The sequence below is a fragment of the Massilia sp. IC2-477 genome (assembly GCF_020707265.1).
Classification (GTDB): Bacteria; Pseudomonadota; Gammaproteobacteria; order Burkholderiales; family Burkholderiaceae_D; genus Telluria.
Map to the genome: position 1 here is coordinate 108,200 of NZ_JAJFEQ010000008.1, position 17,299 is coordinate 125,498.

A 17,299-nucleotide genomic window follows, 5' to 3' on the forward strand; every position below is an offset into this window, starting at 1 on the left:
CAGGGCGCAATGCCAACCAGGGATCCGCAAGAACATGAGTAAAGCCAACGTGAAAGCCGTCCAGGAAGATGTGGAGCGCCGTGGCCAGCCGACCATGGCCGACGTCGCCAAGCTGGCCGGCGTGTCGCCGATGACGGTGTCGCGCGTCATGAACGGCAAGGGACTGGTGCGCGAGAGCACGCGGCGCAAGGTCGCCGAGGCGGTAGCGGCCCTGAACTACACCCCCAACCAGGAAGCGCGCAACCTGGCCGGCTCCAAGCCGATCCGGGTCGGCTTCCTGTACAGTAACCCGAGCGCCGCCTACCTCAGCGAATTCCTGGTGGGCCTGCTCAGCCAGTCGGGCCTGAACAACGTCCAGCTGTTCGTCGAGAAGTGCGAAGCGGGCGAGCACGAGCAGGAGCAGACGCGGCGCCTGATCGGCAACGGACTGGACGGCATTATCCTGCCGCCGCCGCTGTGCGACAGCGAAGCCGTAATTGCGTGCGTGGCCGAAGCCGACATTCCGGCGGTGGTGGTCGCCTGCGGTACCCCCGACGAGCGCGTGGGCGCCGTCAGCATCGACGACTACGATGCGGCCTACCGCATGACGCGCCACCTGATCGCCCTCGGCCACCAGCGCATCGGCTTCGTGGTCGGCCACCCCAACCAGAGCGCCAGCGCACGCCGCCTGGCCGGGTATCGCGCCGCGATCGAAGAGAAGGGCGCCGACAAGTCTGAAGAACTGGTGGTGCAGGGCATGTTCACTTACCGCTCCGGTCTGGACGCGGCCGAGCACCTGCTCGCCCTCGAACTGCGCCCGACCGCGATCTTCGCCAGCAACGACGACATGGCCGCGGCCGCAGTCGCCGTCGCGCACCGCCTCGGCCTGGACGTGCCCGGGGACCTGACTGTCACCGGCTTCGACGATTCCGCGCTGGCGACCACCATCTGGCCGGAGCTGACGACGGTGCGCCAGCCGATCGCCGAAATGGCGCGCCAGGCGGTGCAGTCGCTGGTGCGGCGCGTGCGCGCCCTGCGCGAAGGCGAAGCGGCGCCGCCGGAACGCGTGCCGATGGAATTCGAACTGGTGCGCCGCCAGTCCGATGCGGCGCCGCGCATCCGCCCGCCGGCACGCCTGGCCCTGCCCAAGTCCGGCTCCCGCCGCGCCCACGCAGCGCGCTGACCCCTGTGCGGCGCACAGCTCCGTGCGCCGCGTCTTCCCGTTCCCATCACTGCGCCGCGCGCGCCCGAACTTCCCTCACGTATTTCATTGACAGGGGATAAGGCCGCCGTTTAGACTGGAATGGTTGCGGTAACATTTCTGTTATGCGAATGTTTGTTCGCACATGCAGGCCGCACGGAGACCAGCACCCGCCAGCACGAGCGGGATATAACGACAAAGCATCGGAGACATGCTCGATGGGGATCAAACGCAGGGAATTTCTGGCGTCGGTAGGCAGCATGGCCGGCATCGCGGGCCTGGGGAGTGTGCCGGCCGTTGCGACGGCCGCCGGCGCCGCTCGCGCTGCGGCGCCTGGCGCGCCGCTGTACAAACAGGCCGGTGCGCCGGTCGACGCGAGGGTCGAGGATCTACTGCGGCGCATGACGCTGGAAGAGAAGATCGCCCAGATGCAGTGCCTGTGGCAGAAAAAGCCCGCGGTGCAGAATGCGGACAGCAGCTTCTCTCCCGACAAGGCGGTAGCAGCCTACCCGAACGGGATGGGCATGTTCGCGCGCCCGTCCGACCGCCTGCTGGGCAATGCCGCCAACGTGGCCGGCAATTCGGGGGCGACCGCCAACCGCGGCCCGCGCGAGACCGCCGAGTATGTGAACGCAGTCCAGAAGTGGGCGGTCGAGCGCACCCGCCTCGGCATCCCGGTGCTGATGCACGAAGAAGCGCTGCACGGCTACACGGCGCGTGAGGCGACCTGCTTCCCGCAGGCGATCGGCCTTGCCTCGAGCTTTGATCCGGCCCTGGTGACCCAGGTGTTCTCGGTGGCGGCGCGCGAGATGCGCGCACGCGGCGCCAACCTGGCGCTGGCGCCGGTGGTCGACGTCGCACGCGACCCGCGCTGGGGCCGCATCGAGGAAACCTACGGCGAAGACCCGCACCTGTGCGGTGTGATCGGCAAGGCCGCCGTGATCGGCTTTTCCGGCGAGACCCTGCCGCTGGCTACGAACAAGGTGCACGCCACCCTCAAGCACATGACCGGCCATGGCCAGCCCGAGAGCGGCACCAACATCGGTCCTGCCAATGTGGGCGAACGTGCCCTGCGCGAGGACTTCTTCCCGCCATTCGAGAAGATCATCAAGGAAACGAAGATCGCGGCCGTGATGCCCTCGTATAACGAGATCGACGGCCAGCCTTCGCACGCCAACCGCTGGCTGCTGACGGATGTGCTGCGCAAGGAATGGGGCTTCAAGGGCGCAACCGTGTCGGACTACATGGCGGTGAACGAACTGATTACCCGCCACAGCCTGGCCGCCACGCCCAAGGAAGCGGCGCTGCGCGCCATCAAGGCCGGGGTCGACGTCGAGACGCCGGATCCCCTGGGCTACCTGACCCTCGCCGAACTGGTGCGCGAGAAGCGGATCTCGGTCAAGGAGATCGATGACTCGGTGCGCCGCATCCTGAGGCTCAAGTTCGACGCCGGCCTGTTCGAGAATCCCTACGCGGACGCCGCCAAAGCCGATGCCCTGACCGCCACCCCGGACGCGATCGAGCTGGCGCGCGAGGCCGCGCGCCGCAGTGCCGTGCTGCTGAAGAACGACAAAGGCCTGCTGCCGCTGCAGCCGAAGCGCGTCGGCAAGATGCTGCTGCTCGGTACCCACGCCAGGGATACGCCGATCGGCGGCTATTCCGACATCCCGCGCCACGTGGTATCCATCTACGAAGGACTGCAGAAGGAGGCGCAAGCCCAAGGCTTCTCGCTCGCCTACGCGGAAGGGGTGCGCCTGACCGAGGAACGCATCTGGGGCAAGGACCAGATCGTGTTCACCAAGCCGGACGTCAATGCGCGCCTGATCGCCGAGGCGGTGGAGGCTGCCAAGTCGGCTGATACGATCGTCATGGTCCTGGGCGACAACGAGATGACGGCGCGCGAAGCCTGGGCCGACAACCACCTGGGCGATCGCACCACCCTCGACCTGCTGGGCCAGCAGAACGACCTGGCGCGCGCCATCTTCGCGCTGGGTAAACCCACCGTGGTACTGCTGCTGAATGGCCGCCCGCTGTCGACGACCCTGCTGGCCGAGCGCGCCGACGCGCTGCTCGAATGCTGGTACCTGGGCCAGGAGACGGGGCACGCGGTGGCAGACCTGCTGTTCGGCCGCGCCAACCCGGGCGGCAAGCTGCCGGTCACGATTGCGCGCGAGGTCGGCCAGCTGCCGATGTACTACAACCGCAAGCCCAGCAGCCGGCGCGGCTACATCGACGGTACGACCTCGCCGCTGTACCCGTTCGGCTACGGCCTGTCCTACACCCGTTTCGAGATCTCGGCGCCGCGCCTGGCGCAGGCCCGCATCGGCACGGCCGGAAGTACCCGCGTCGAGGTCGACGTGCGCAACGTCGGCAGCCTGCGCGGCGACGAAGTCGTGCAGCTCTACATCCGCGACGACGTCAGCTCGGTGACCCGCCCGCTGCTCGAACTCAAGGGCTTCCAGCGCGTGAGCCTGGAGCCGGGAGAAAGCCGGCGCCTGAGCTTCGACATCAAACCGAGCGACCTGTGGTTCTTCAATGGCGACATGAAACGCGTCGTCGAACCGGGAACGTTCAGCATTTTCGTGGGACCGAACAGCGTCGACCTGAAAAAGGCGACCCTGACGGTTGCATAAGGAGAGGAACATGACACAAGTAACCCAAGCGTTGCCCACCGACCTGATTGATGCCCTGCTGGTCGGCCGCGTCTGGCGCGACGACGCGGCCGGACCCGCGGTGGTGGCGGTGCGCCACGGCCGCCTGGTCGATATCACCTGGCACGCCGCCACGGTGGCCGAACTGTTCGATCGCGCTGACCTGCTGGACCTGGTGCGCGCTGCTCCCGGCGAGGACCTGGGCGACGCGCTGGCGCTGGTACAGGCGGCTCCCGCCGCCATCGACGGCGTGCGCCTGCTCGCCCCCTGCGACCTGCAGGCGATCAAGGCCTGCGGCGTGACCTTCGCGGTCAGCCTGCTGGAACGCGTGATCGAGGAGCAAGCCAAGGGCGACCCGGGACGGGCAGGGGAGCTGCGCGCCCAGCTGCAGGCCTCGATCGGCACCAACTTGTCGCAGATCGTGCCGGGCTCGGACGCTGCCCTGCGCCTGAAGGAGGAACTCGCCGGGCGCGGCCTGTGGTCGCAGTACATGGAAGTGGGCATCGGTCCCTACGCCGAGGTGTTCACCAAGTCGCAGCCGATGTCGGCGGTGGGCCATGGCGCCGCGGTCGGCCTGCACCCGGCGTCGCACTGGAACAACCCGGAACCGGAAATCGTGCTGGCGGTGAACAGCCGCCGCGAGGTCGTCGGCGGCACGCTCGGCAACGACGTCAACCTGCGCGACATCGAAGGCCGCAGCGCGCTCCTGCTGGGCAAGGCGAAGGACAACAACGGCTCCTGCGCAATCGGCCCCTTCATCCGCCTGTTCGACGGCGGCTTCACGCTCGATACGCTGCGCGAGGCCGAGGTGGGCATGCTGATCGAAGGCACGGACGACGGCTTCACGCTCGAAGGCCGCAGCCGCATGCGCGAGATCAGCCGCGACCCGCTCGACCTGGTCGCCCAGACCTGCGGAGCGCACCACCAGTACCCGGACGGCTTCATGCTCTTCCTGGGCACGATGTTCTCGCCCATCAAGGACCGCGACGCGCCCGGCAAGGGCTTCACCCACCACATGGGCGACCGCGTCAGCATCTCGACGCCTTCGCTGGGCACGCTGGTCAACACGGTCCAGCGCAGCGACGGCATCGAACCCTGGACCTTCGGCGTACGGGCCCTGTACAACAACCTGGCGCGACGCGGCCTGCTGGCCGCCGCCGGCGCCCGCGAGGACGCCACTAGCTAACGAGATGCTCATGCTTGATAACGAGAAACAAGAATTCGCCTACGCCACCTATCCCGACCTGCGCGGCAAGCGCGTGGTCGTCACCGGCGGCGGCAGCGGCATCGGCGCCGAACTGACGGCCGCTTTTGCCAGCCAGGGCGCGCAGGTGGTCTTCCTCGACATCGCCGAGGAAGCCTCGCGCGAGCTGGAAGCCAGCCTGGCAGGCAGCGAGCACGCGCCGCGTTTTGTCCGCTGCGACCTCACCGACCTGGACCAGCTCAAGGCGGTCTTTGCCGGCATCGAGGAATCGCTCGGCGGCGTCGACATCCTGCTCAACAACGCGGCCAACGACGATCGCCACGAGATCGAGGACGTCACGCCCGCCTACTGGGACAGCCGCATGAACGTCAACCTGCGCCACAAGTTCTTCTGCACCCAGGCCGTGCTGCCGGGCATGAAGCAGCGCGGCGCCGGCGTGATCCTGAACTTCGGCTCGATTTCCTGGCACCTGCCGCACACCCAGCTGCACCTGTACATGACGGCCAAGGCCGGCATCGAGGGCATGACCCGGGCCCTGGCGCGCGAGGTCGGCAAGTACGGCATTCGCGCCAACACCGTGGTGCCGGGCGCAGTGCGCACGCCGCGCCAGCAGGCCCTGTGGCACAACCCGGAAGAAGAAGCGCGCATCCTGGCCGGCCAGTGCATCCCGGAGCGCGTCGAGATGCAGGACGTGGCGGCGCTGGCCCTGTTCCTGGCTTCTAACAACGCGCGCCGCTGCAGCGGCCGCGAGTACTTCGTCGACGCCGGATGGTACGGCGCATGAGCGGCGCACGCGACATGGGTGCAGTCCCGCACTGCCTGTGGCAGGTCGAGGCCACCCTCGGCGAAGGCGTCCTGTGGGACGCAGCAAGCCGGCAGGTCTGGTTCGTCGACATCAAGGGCCGGCGCCTGCACCGCTGCGACGCCGACGGCGGCGGAAGGCAGACCTGGGACGCGCCGGGCCAGGTCAGCTTCATCGTCCGCGCCGAGAACGGTGCGCTGGTCTGTTCGCTGGACGATGGCCTGTATCGCTTCATCGAGGAAAGCGGCGCCTTCGTGCCCCTGCTGGGCGTGGAAGTGGACCAGCCGGGCAACCGCTTCAACGACGGCCACGTCGACGCCAGCGGGGCCCTGTGGTTCGGTTCGATGGACGACGCCGAGGAACAGCCGAGCGGCGCCCTGTACCGCTTCAATGGCGTTGATGCCGAACGCAAGGACGCCGGCTACGTCATCACCAACGGACCGGCGGTCGCCCCCGATGGCCGCACCATGTACCACACCGACACCCTGGCCAAGCGCATCTATGCCTTCGACCTGGCGCCGTCCGGTGCGCTGTCGAACAAGCGTCCCTTCGTGGAGCTGGCCGACGGGGGCTATCCGGACGGGATGGCGGTGGACGCGGCGGGCCACCTGTGGGTGGCGACCTTCGGCGGCTGGCGCATCGACCGCTTCGACCCCGCCGGAAAAAAAGTAGGCGAAGTGCGCTTCCCCTGCGCCAACGTCACCAAGCTGGCCTTCGGCGGGGACGACCTGCGCACGGTCTACGCCACCACCGCCCGCAAGGGTTTGACGAACGAGGAACTGGCCGCCCAGCCGCTGGCCGGCGGCCTGTTCAGCTTCCGGGTCGAGACGCCCGGGCTGCCGCAAGCGCTGCTGCGGCTGGAGGAATGAGAACATGAATCACGACGACAAGCAGAATAAAGACGGGGCGCCGCGGCGCTTCCGCTCCCAGGACTGGTTCGACAATCCGGACCGCATCGACATGACCGCGCTCTACCTCGAGCGCTTCATGAACTATGGGATCACGCCCGAAGAACTCCGCTCCGGCAAGCCAATCATCGGCATCGCCCAGAGCGGCAGCGACATCGCGCCCTGCAACCGCATCCACCTGGAGCTGGCCAAGCGGGTGCGCGACGGCATCCGTGACGCCGGCGGCATCCCGATGGAATTCCCGCTGCACCCGATCTTCGAGAACTGCCGCCGCCCGACCGCGGCGCTGGACCGCAACCTTGCCTATCTGGGCCTGGTCGAGATCCTGCATGGCTACCCGATCGACGCCGTGGTGCTCACCACCGGCTGCGACAAGACCACCCCGGCCCAGCTGATGGCCGCCGCCACCGTCGACATTCCTGCGATCGTGCTGTCGGGCGGCCCGATGCTGGACGGCTGGTTCGAAGGCGAGCTGGTGGGCTCGGGCGCTGCGATCTGGAAGGGCCGCCGGCGCCTGGCCGCCGGCGAGATCGACGAAGACAAATTCATCCAGATCGCCACCGCCTCGGCGCCGTCCGCCGGCCACTGCAACACCATGGGCACGGCATCGACGATGAACGCGGTCGCGGAGGCATTGGGCATGTCGCTGACCGGCTGCTCGGCGATCCCCGCGCCTTACCGCGAACGGGGCCAGATGGCCTACGACACGGGCCGGCGCATCGTCGAGATGGCGCGCCAGGACCTGCGTCCGTCCACCATCCTGACGCGCGAAGCCTTCCTCGACGCGATCGTGGTCAATGCCGCGATCGGCGGCTCGAGCAATGCCCAGCCCCACATCGTGGCGATGGCGCGCCATGCGGGCGTCGAGATCACCCCGTCGGACTGGATGGAATTCGGCTACGACGTGCCGCTGCTGCTCAACATGCAGCCGGCCGGTAAATACCTGGGCGAGCGCTTTCACCGGGCCGGCGGCGTGCCAGCCATCATGTGGGAGCTGGAGCAGCAGGGCCTGCTGCGCTCAAAGCGCCCGACCGTGACCGGCCGCACGATGGCCGAGAACCTGGCGGGCAAGGAAAGCGCGGACCGCGAGATGATCCGTCCCTTCGCCGACCCGCTCAAGCACAGCGCTGGTTTCCTGGTGCTGAAGGGGAACCTGTTCGACTTCGCCATCATGAAAACCAGCGTCATCTCACCAAGCTTCCGCGAGCGCTATCTGTCGGAACCGGGTGCGGAAAACCGTTTCGACTGCCGCGTGGTGGTGTTCGACGGCTCGGACGACTACCACCACCGCATCAACGATCCGTCGCTGGACATCGACGAGCGCACCATGCTGGTGATCCGCGGCTCGGGCCCGATCGGCTGGCCGGGTTCCGCCGAAGTGGTCAACATGCAGCCGCCCGACGCCCTGATCAAGCGCGGCATCACGGCCTTGCCCACCTTGGGCGACGGGCGCCAGTCCGGCACCTCGGACAGTCCCTCGATCCTGAACGCTTCGCCCGAGAGCGCGGCCGGCGGCAACCTGGCGCTGCTGCGCACCGGTGACGTGGTGCGCGTGGACCTGAACGCGGGCCGCTGCGACGTCCTGATCAGCGACGCGGAAATGGAGGCACGCCGTCAAGACACGCCGCCGGCGATCCCGCCGAACCAGACGCCATGGCAGGAGATCTACCGCGCCACCGTGGGCCAGCTGCATACCGGGGCCTGCATGGAACTGGCACTCCCTTACCGCGGCGTGGGGCACGACATGCCGCGCCATAACCACTGAACGACACGATCAACGGGAAGTGCTGGCGCAGCGGCAGAATTTTGACCAGAATGGCAGACGCTGCCGCCAGCTTTCGACCAGCCCGGCAACACACAAGAAATCAATAGGAGACGCAAGAATGAAAAAGATGATTAAGGCCGTCAGCCTGGCCTGCGCAATGCTGTTCACCGGCGGGGTCGGCGTCGCGCACGCCGATGCCCAGAACCCGAAGATCGGCTTCTCGATCGACGATTTGCGCCTGGAGCGCTGGGCGCGCGACCGCGACTATTTCACCGCCGCCGCGCAGAAGCTGGGCGCCAAGGTGTACGTCCAGTCGGCCGACGCCAGCGAGCAGCGCCAGATCGCCCAGATTGAAAACCTGATCTCGCGCGGCGTGGACGTGCTGGTGATCGTGCCCTACAACGCCACGGTGCTGAACAACGCGATCCGCGAAGCGAAGAAGGCGAAGATCAAGGTGGTTTCGTATGACCGCCTGATCCTGAATGCCGACGTCGACGCCTACGTCTCCTTCGACAACAAGGCGGTCGGCGAGCTGCAGGCGCAGTCGCTGGTGGCGCTCAAGCCGAAAGGGAACTACTACCTGCTGGGCGGCGCGCCGACCGACAACAACGCCAAGATCCTGCGCGAAGGCCAGATGAAGGTCCTGCAGCCGCTGGTGGACAAGGGCGACATCAAGATCGTCGGCAAGCAGTGGGTCAAGGACTGGAACGCCTCGGAGGCGATGGCCATCGTCGAGAATGCGCTGACCGCCAGCGGCAACAAGATCGATGCGGTGGTCGCGTCCAACGACGGTACCGCCGGCGGCGCGATCCAGGCCCTGGCGGCCCAGAAGCTGGCCGGCAAGGTGGTGGTGTCCGGCCAGGACGCCGACCTGGCGGCGGTGCGCCGCGTGATCGCCGGCACCCAGACCATGACCGTGTACAAGCCGCTGCGCGCGCTGGCCTCGAACGCGGCCAGTGTGGCGGTGCAGCTGGTGCGCAACCAGAAGCCGGCCTACAACGCCCAGCTCAACAACGGCTTCAAGAACGTCGACAGCCTGCTGCTCAAGCCGGTGCTGCTGAACAAGTCGAACGTCGACCTGCTGGTCAAGGACGGCTTCTACACCCAGACCCAACTGGCCGGCAAGTAAGGACCCGAAGCAGCCGTATCCCCCCGCCCGCGTCGTCCCGGCGACGCCGCGGGCAGGGCGGTCCGCGCCTGCGATTTTCAACCAGCGAAACAGAGTCCTGAATGTCCGGCTACCTCCTCCAAATGAAGGGCATCGCGAAGCGATTCGACGGTGTCCCAGCGCTCGACGGGATCGATCTGTCGATCCGTCCCGGCGAGTGCATCGGACTGTGCGGCGAGAACGGCGCCGGCAAGTCCACCCTGATGAAAGTCCTGTCGGCGGTCTACCCGCACGGCAGCTGGGACGGCGAGATCCTGCTCGACGGCGAGCCGCTGCGGGCGCGCTCGGTGCGTGAAACCGAAGACGCAGGGATCATCATCATCCACCAGGAACTGATGCTGGTGCCGGAGCTGTCCGTCGCCGAGAACATCTTCCTCGGTAACGAACTGACCCTGCCCGGCGGGCGTCTCGATTATCCCGCCATGAACCGCCGCGCAGAAGAGATCCTGCGCGAGCTGAAGCTCCCCGATGTGAACGTGGTGCTGCCAGTGAAGAACTACGGCGGCGGCCACCAGCAGCTGATCGAGATCGGCAAGGCCCTGAACAAAAAGGCGCGCCTCCTGATCCTGGACGAGCCGTCGGCCTCGCTGACCGCCAGCGAGATCGAGGTGCTGCTCGAGATCATCCGCGACCTCAAGGCCAAGGGCGTGGCCTGCGTCTACATCTCGCACAAGCTCGAAGAAGTCGCCGCCATCTGCGACACCATCGTGGTGATCCGCGACGGCAAGCACATCGCCACCACCCCGATGCAGAACATGAACGTGGACCGCATCATCGCCCAGATGTGCGGGCGCGAGATGAACCAGCTGTATCCATCCCTGCCGCACGAAGTGGGCGAGGTGGTGATGGAAGCGCGCCACATCACCTGCTGGGACCCGGACCAGCCGCAGCGCAAGAAGGTCGACGACGTCTCCTTCCAGCTGCGGCGCGGCGAGATCCTCGGCATCGCCGGCCTGGTGGGAGCGGGCCGTACGGAACTGGTGACCGCCATCTACGGCTCCTACGAAGGCGCCTACGAAGGCGAGGTCTGGCTCGACGGCAAGCGGGCCGACACAACGACGCCCCTGAAGGCGATCGAGTCCGGCTTCGCGCTGGTGCCGGAAGACCGCAAGCAGCACGGCATCGTGCGCGACCTGTCGGTGGGCGAGAACATCACGCTGTCGGTGCTGGACCGCTTCTCGACCCTGTCGCGCATCGACGACGGCCTGGAAGCGCGCGAAGTGGGCGAGCAGATCCGCCGCCTGGCGCTGAAGACCGCCAGCCCGGCCCTGCCGATCACGGCGCTCTCGGGCGGCAACCAGCAGAAGGCGGTGCTGGCCAAGATGCTCCTCACGAACCCGAAGGTGCTGATCCTCGACGAGCCCACGCGGGGCGTCGACGTGGGCGCCAAGTTCGAGATCTACAAGCTGATCCTCGAACTGGCGGCGCAGGGCATTTCCATCATCATGGTCTCGTCCGAACTGGCCGAGGTGCTCGGGGTCTCCGACCGGGTGCTGGTGATGGGCGAAGGCAAGCTGCGCGGAGACTTTCTCAATCAAGGCCTGACCCAGGAAAAGGTGCTGGCCGCTGCAATCGGACAGGTGAAATAATGCTAGACAAGGTACACGCCCCCGTGGCCGCCCAGGGCGGCGCGGCGCGATCAGGCACGAACACGGGAATCGGCTTCAAGCAGATTTTCACGCAATATAAAATCCTGGCCCTGCTGGTCGCGATCGCTCTGATCTGGGCCTTCTTCAGCTGGAAGACGGACGGCGGCTTCACTTCCGCGCGCAACCTGTCGAACCTGATGCGCCAGATGTCGGTCACCGGCATCCTGGCCTGCGGCATGGTGTTCGTCATCATCGCCGGCGAGATCGACCTGTCCATCGGCTCGCTTCTCGGCCTGCTCGGCGGGCTGGCTGCCGTGCTCGATGTCGTCCACCACTTGCCCTTGCCGATCTCAATGGCGATCGTGCTGGCGGGCGGCATGTTCCTCGGCTTCCTGAACGGCTACCTGACGGCGTATGCGGGCATACCTTCGTTCATTGTCGGGCTGGGAGGGATGCTGGCCTACCGCGGCATCGTGCTTGGGCTGACCGACGGCACCACCATTGCCCCGATCTCGCCGGAATTCGAACAACTCGGCCAGGCCTATCTGCCGCCTGCCCTCGGGATCGCACTCGGCGTGGGCCTGTTCGTGCTGGCCTGCGTGCTGGCCTGGCGCCAGCGCATCAGCCAGGCCCGCCACAACCTGCCGGTGCTGCCGCTGTGGCGCAGCGTGGGCAGGGTCGCCATCATCGGCGTGGTGCTGGCTGGGCTCATCACCACCTTCAACAGTTACGAAGGCATTCCGCTGCCGGTGCTGATCCTGCTGGTGCTGCTGGGCGTATTCAGCTACATCGCACGCCAGACCGTGTTCGGCCGCCGCATCTACGCAGTCGGCAGCAATATGGAAGCGACGCGCCTCTCGGGCATCAACGTGCGCGCCGTGAAGCTGTGGATCTTCGGCCTGATGGGCCTGATGTGTGCGCTGGCTGGCCTGATCAACACCGCGCGCCTGGCCGCCGGTTCGCCATCGGCCGGGATGTCGGCGGAGCTGGACGTGATCGCGGCCTGCTTCATTGGCGGCACCTCGATGCGCGGCGGCGCCGGCACCGTGCACGGCGCCCTGGTCGGCGCCCTGGTCATGGCCAGCCTGGACAACGGCATGTCGATGCTGGACGTCGACACCTACTGGCAGATGATCGTCAAGGGCCTGATCCTGACCCTGGCGGTGTGGCTGGACGTGGCGACCCGTACCGGCCGCCGTTGATCCGCACGGCGCTACGGCGCCGGCGGGCACAAAAAAGCCAGGCACCTGCCTGGCTTTTTTTCATTGGATTTCGGTTTCGTCAGCCGGCAGTCTTCAGGACGCCGTCGACCACGCGCGCCAGTCCCAGCGGATTGTCGTCGCGCAGCGCTTCCGGCAGCAGCTCCGCCGGCACCGCCTGGTAGCACACCGGCCGCAGGAAGCGGTCAATCGCGGTGGCGCCGACCGAGGTGGTGCGGCTGTCCGAGGTGGCCGGGAAGGGGCCGCCATGCACCATCGCGTGCGACACCTCGACGCCGGTCGGGAAGCCGTTGAACAGGATCCGGCCAGCCTTGCGCTCGAGCAGGGGCAATAGGGCGCCGGCCAGCGCCTGGTCCGCCGGCGTCGCGTGGACGGTGGCCGTCAGCTGGCCTTCCACATGCCCGGCCACGGCCAGCAGCTCGGCCTCGTCGCGGCAGCGCACCAGCACCGCCGCCGGGCCGAAGATTTCTTCTTCCAGCGCCGCGGTAGCGAGGAAGGTGGCCGCATCGCATCCGTACAGCGCCGGCTGCGCCGCACAGGCCGGGCCATCCGACGTGGCAGCACCGCCGCGCGCCAGCAACTGCACGCCGGGGATGGCGGAGCGGGCTTCGATGGCCTCGACGTAGGCCTTGTGGATGCCGGGAGTCAGCATGGTGCCCGCGGTCTTCTGCTGCAGGGCCTCGGCGGCCGCCACGCTGAAGGCATTGAATGCGTCGCCCTCGAGACCGATCACCAGGCCCGGGTTGGTGCAGAACTGGCCGACGCCCAAGGTGAGCGAATCGACGAAGCCCGGCGCAAGCTGCGCGGCCTTGCCCTCGAGCGCGCCGGGCAGCAGGAAGAAGGGATTCACGCTGCTCATCTCCGCATACACGGGGATCGGCTCGGGACGCGCGGCCGCAGTGCGCATCAAGGCCAGGCCGCCCTGGCGCGAGCCGGTAAAGCCGACCGCCTTGATGGCGGGATGGGCCACCAGCGCGGTGCCGATGCTCCTGCCTTCGCCGATCAGCATCGAGAACACGCCTTCCGGCATGTCGCAGTCGATAGCGGCCTGCTGCACGGCGCGCGCCACCAGCTCCGAGGTGCCGAGGTGGGCGTTATGGGCCTTGACCACCACCGGGCAGCCTGCGGCGAGGGCGGACGCGGTATCGCCGCCGGCCACCGAGAAGGCGAGCGGGAAGTTGCTGGCGCCGAAGACCGCGACCGGACCCAGCGGAATCTTGCGCATGCGCAGGTCGGGGCGCGGCGGGCTGCGCTCTGGCAGGGCGGAGTCGAGGGTCGCAGCGAGGAAGTGGCCGTCGCGGACCACCTTGGCGAACAGGCGCAGCTGGTTGACGGTGCGCATGCGCTCTCCTTCCAGGCGCGCCTGCGGCAGGCCGGTCTCTAAGCCGGCGCGCTCGATCAGGCTTGGTCCGAGGTCGAGGATGCGCGCGGCGATGGCCTCCAGGAAGGCGGCGCGCCGCTCGAGGGAGAAGGCGCGGTAGCTGTCGAAGGCCTGCTCGGCGAGCGCGCAGGCGGCAGCCAGCTCGTCGGCGGATGCGAGACCGAAGCCCGGCTCGAGGATCGTATGGCGCGCCGGGTCGATGGCATGGACGGTGCCGGCGGCGCCGCGCACGCTGCGCCTGCCGATAATCATGTCGCCGTGGATCTGCATGGAGTGCTCCTAATGAGTAAAAAGGTGGAACGGAGGATAAAAAAAGCCGCGGACCGCACAGGGCGGAACCGCGACTTCAGGAGAGACGAGCTTCTTAGAACGAGTACTGTGCCTGCACCGTGTAGCGCGGACCGCTCATGAACAGCTGGCGGGTGAACATGCCGGCGTGCTGCTGCATGAGCTGGCGCGTCTTGGCGTTGTTCAGGTTCTGGGCCGACAGGCCGATACGGAACTTGTCGGTGAAATCGTAGAAGATCGAACCATCCAGCTGGCCGTAATCGTCCTGCCACAGCGGCAGGCCGTAAGCCTGGTCGTTGTTCGGCGTCGGGATCAGGAAGCGCGGGCCGGCATCCGGGTTCGTGTTCAGGCCGTTGTTGCCGCGGCTGCCCCAGGTATTGACGGCGACCAGGTAACGCGAGCGCCAGTTGTAGGCCAGGCGCGCCGAGAACCCGTTCTTCTCGTACATGACGGCGAAGTTGACGGTGTGGCGCGACAGGCCTTGCAGCGGGGTGTTGCCGAACGGGCGTCCGTCGGTGTCGCAACCGTTGATCGACAGGTTCATGTTCGATGCATCGCTACCCGCGCAGAACGCCGCCGGCACCGGATTGTCCAGCTTGCGCTCGCTGGACACGTAGGTCCAGCTGGCCTGGGTGCCGATACCGCGCAGCCAGTCGGGCACGAAGTCGTAGTACTGCTGGTGGCTGATTTCGAAGCCGCGGGCGAAGCCGTGGGCACCGTTGATCGGATGGGTGACCCTGAAGGTCTGGTCCCTGCCGTTGACATCCTTCACCGTGTAACCGTAGGTGGTGTTCACGATGATGTCCTTGATGTCCTTGTTGAACACCGCCATGGTCAGCGAGCCGGCCTTGGCGAAGTACCATTCCGCGGTCAGGTCGACGTTGGTCGCGGTGGTCGGCCTGAGCAGCGGATTGCCGTCGCTGGTGCCGGTCAGGTTGTTGCCGCTGAAGACGACGCGCTGGTCCGCGAGCGTGACCGGATCCTTGATCGTCAGCTGGTTGGCCGGCGAGGTCAGGGTGGTCAGCGACTGCAGCTGGTTGAAGTCCGGGCGCGCCATCGACTTGGCGATGGCGAAGCGGAACTGCAGCTGGTCGCTGGCCTTCAGGCGCAGGTTCAGGCTTGGCAGCCAGTGGTTGTACGAGGTATCGGTCTCGCGCGGGGTCTCGAACTTGGCGATGTTCACCAGCGTGTTCACGCCTTCCACAGGCACGTCGCCCGGAATGCTGACATTGGTCGGGTCGTAGGCGATGTAGCCGCGCGTCGCGTTCTTGGTCCGCACGTAGCGCACGCCGATGTTGCCGTCGATCGGATACTTGAGGTCGTCCCAGCCGAAGCGCAGCTGAGCGTAGGCGGCCTGGGTCTTCTCGGTCTGGGTGTTCAGCGCCGATGGCGTGTCAAAGGTCGACGGCTTCCACGGGTCGCAGGTGCCCCAGCCCTGCGCGGCCTTCTGCTCTTCGCACAGGGTGGTGTGGTAGCTGTGCAGCTTGGTCCAGCCGTTCGGGAAGTCACGTGCGAGCGCGTCGGTCGGATACAGCAGCGCCGGGACCGATACCTTGCCGCCGAAGAAGTTCGGAATCTGTGCCAGCTCGGTGCCTCCCGCGAAGCGCGGGTCGTTCAGGCGTGCCACGCCCGGGATCTGCCAGCCTTCCATCCACGGGAAGGTGATCGACGACCAGTTGTAGTACTTCTGGGCCTTGCGGTTTTCGGCTTCGCGGTCCGCCAGGCGCACGCCGAAACGCACGTCGCGCAGCACCGGGTCGTCGAAGGCGAACTTGACGTCGCTGCGCCAGCTCTTCTGGGTGGCCTTGGCGCGGTCCAGCGCTTCCTGGGTGTAGGCCCAGAAGTAGTTCTTCGGGTCGGCCATGAACTGCGCCGAGCCGAGGCCGATCTGGGGAATGCTGCCGGTGAGGTCGATCGACTGGTTGGGCAGGATGAAGCCGGTCGACACGTCGGCGTCGAAGCCCTGGGTGGTGGAACGCACGTGCTGGACGTCGTTGGTCCAGGTCAGGTCCGGCGTAATGCGCCATTGCACGTTCAGGGCGAGGTCGCGCGTGCCGGAATTACGCTGGTTAATGCGGCGCGAGCTGTTGAACGGCGAGCCGCCGTAGCTCGGGTTCGCGATGGTGCCTTTCAGGAAGGCGCCCTGGGCGTCATACACGGTGTCGGCGCCGGCCACCTGCTGGTACCACTTGTCTTCGGACGAGGCCACCACGCGCTCGCTCAGGTCTTCGTCGTACTGGGTCTTGAAGTAGGTCAGCCCAGCCGTGATGTCCCGGTTCGGGCGCCACTGGAACGCGGCATAGTCGCCGCGGCGAACGCGCTCGAAGTCCTGCGAACGCAGGCCGCCGCCCAGGGGAATCCATTTGGTCGCCTCGCGCTGGTACTGGGCAGGGTTGCGCGAATTCACATGCGGGAAGTAGGGATCGATGCCGATGGCGTCGGTACGGGTCGGGTTCTTCGCATACGCAAAGTCGACCAGGGCGCCGAATTCGCCGAGGCCGGTGTTCCAGCGGTTCGACAGCAGCAGGGTGCCGGTCGGGCCCTTCTTCCGGTTCAGATCCGAATAGCTCAGCGAGGCACCAAGCGCGCCCTTGAAGCCCTTGAAATCGAAGGGCATGGCCGTGCGCAGGTTGACCAGGCCCGCGAGCGCGCCTTCGATCTGTTCCGCCGAGGGGTTCTTGTAGACGTCGACGCCGGCCATGAGTTCGGGCGCCACGTCGGTGAAGCCGAGCGAGCGGCCGCCACCGGCCGAAAAGGCATCGCGGCCGTTGACTTCCGAACGTACGTAGGTCAGGCCGCGCACCGACACGCCGGACCCTTCGACGGCCTGGCGATTCGGGTCGCCCTGCATGTTGCGGTCCATGGTGATGCCGGCGATACGCTGCAACACCTCGGTGATCGAGCGGTCGGGGAGCTTACCGATGTCTTCGGCGACGATCGAGTCGACCACCTCGTCGGAATCCTGCTTGAGTTTCTGGGCCGATTGCAGCGCGGCGCGCTGGCCGGATACCCTGACGACTGCTGTCCCCGGGGCGACGGATTCCTCCGTGGTGGTGGTCTGGGCCCATGCTACGCCGCTGTAAAGGACGGCCACCTGCGCAACCGCCGCGGCGATCGCAGTTTTCTGGAACTTCCTCACGTTG

Annotated in this window: 11 protein-coding genes; 9 read left to right on the forward strand and 2 right to left on the reverse strand. The window is 67.1% G+C overall.

Annotated elements, in window-relative coordinates; genetic code table 11:
- The first annotated feature begins 34 nt into the window (after nucleotides 1-34).
- From LK542_RS17385 to LK542_RS17425, 9 genes are all read left to right on the forward strand, one after another.
- Nucleotides 35-1,162, forward strand: coding sequence for a LacI family DNA-binding transcriptional regulator (locus LK542_RS17385; protein WP_227802532.1), 1,128 nt, complete (start codon nucleotides 35-37; stop codon nucleotides 1,160-1,162).
- 236 nt (nucleotides 1,163-1,398) lie between these two features.
- Entirely contained in the window at nucleotides 1,399-3,813 is a 2,415-nt protein-coding gene (locus tag LK542_RS17390; RefSeq protein ID WP_227812861.1) for a glycoside hydrolase family 3 N-terminal domain-containing protein, read from the forward strand.
- 10 nt (nucleotides 3,814-3,823) lie between these two features.
- On the forward strand, nucleotides 3,824-5,017 hold the full coding sequence (locus tag LK542_RS17395; RefSeq protein WP_227812862.1) for a fumarylacetoacetate hydrolase family protein: 1,194 nt from the start codon (nucleotides 3,824-3,826) through the stop codon (nucleotides 5,015-5,017).
- 10 nt (nucleotides 5,018-5,027) lie between these two features.
- Complete coding sequence (locus LK542_RS17400) at nucleotides 5,028-5,819, forward strand: SDR family NAD(P)-dependent oxidoreductase (RefSeq protein ID WP_227812863.1); 792 nt, start codon at nucleotides 5,028-5,030, stop codon at nucleotides 5,817-5,819.
- On the forward strand, nucleotides 5,816-6,706 hold the full coding sequence (locus LK542_RS17405) for an SMP-30/gluconolactonase/LRE family protein (RefSeq protein WP_374040153.1): 891 nt from the start codon (nucleotides 5,816-5,818) through the stop codon (nucleotides 6,704-6,706). The genes LK542_RS17400 and LK542_RS17405 overlap by 4 nt, the downstream gene beginning before the upstream one ends.
- 4 nt (nucleotides 6,707-6,710) lie before the next feature.
- Nucleotides 6,711-8,510, forward strand: a complete 1,800-nt coding sequence (locus LK542_RS17410; protein ID WP_227812864.1) for an IlvD/Edd family dehydratase — start codon at nucleotides 6,711-6,713, stop codon at nucleotides 8,508-8,510.
- A 118-nt stretch (nucleotides 8,511-8,628) separates the two neighbouring features.
- Entirely contained in the window at nucleotides 8,629-9,639 is a 1,011-nt protein-coding gene (gene xylF, locus LK542_RS17415) for a D-xylose ABC transporter substrate-binding protein (protein WP_227802527.1), read from the forward strand.
- A gap of 101 nt (nucleotides 9,640-9,740) precedes the next feature.
- Nucleotides 9,741-11,267 (forward strand): D-xylose ABC transporter ATP-binding protein, encoded by a 1,527-nt coding sequence (xylG, locus tag LK542_RS17420; protein ID WP_227812865.1) that lies wholly within the window; start codon nucleotides 9,741-9,743, stop codon nucleotides 11,265-11,267.
- On the forward strand, nucleotides 11,267-12,469 hold the full coding sequence (locus tag LK542_RS17425) for a sugar ABC transporter permease (RefSeq protein WP_227812866.1): 1,203 nt from the start codon (nucleotides 11,267-11,269) through the stop codon (nucleotides 12,467-12,469). Before xylG ends, LK542_RS17425 begins: the two co-directional genes overlap by 1 nt.
- Nucleotides 12,470-12,548: 79 nt before the next feature.
- Here LK542_RS17425 and LK542_RS17430 read toward each other — a convergent pair whose 3' ends face one another.
- Nucleotides 12,549-14,138 (reverse strand): aldehyde dehydrogenase (NADP(+)), encoded by a 1,590-nt coding sequence (locus LK542_RS17430; protein WP_227812867.1) that lies wholly within the window; start codon nucleotides 14,136-14,138, stop codon nucleotides 12,549-12,551.
- A 94-nt stretch (nucleotides 14,139-14,232) separates the two neighbouring features.
- Entirely contained in the window at nucleotides 14,233-17,295 is a 3,063-nt protein-coding gene (locus tag LK542_RS17435; protein WP_227812868.1) for a TonB-dependent receptor, read from the reverse strand.
- Between the last annotated feature and the right edge of the window lie 4 nt (nucleotides 17,296-17,299).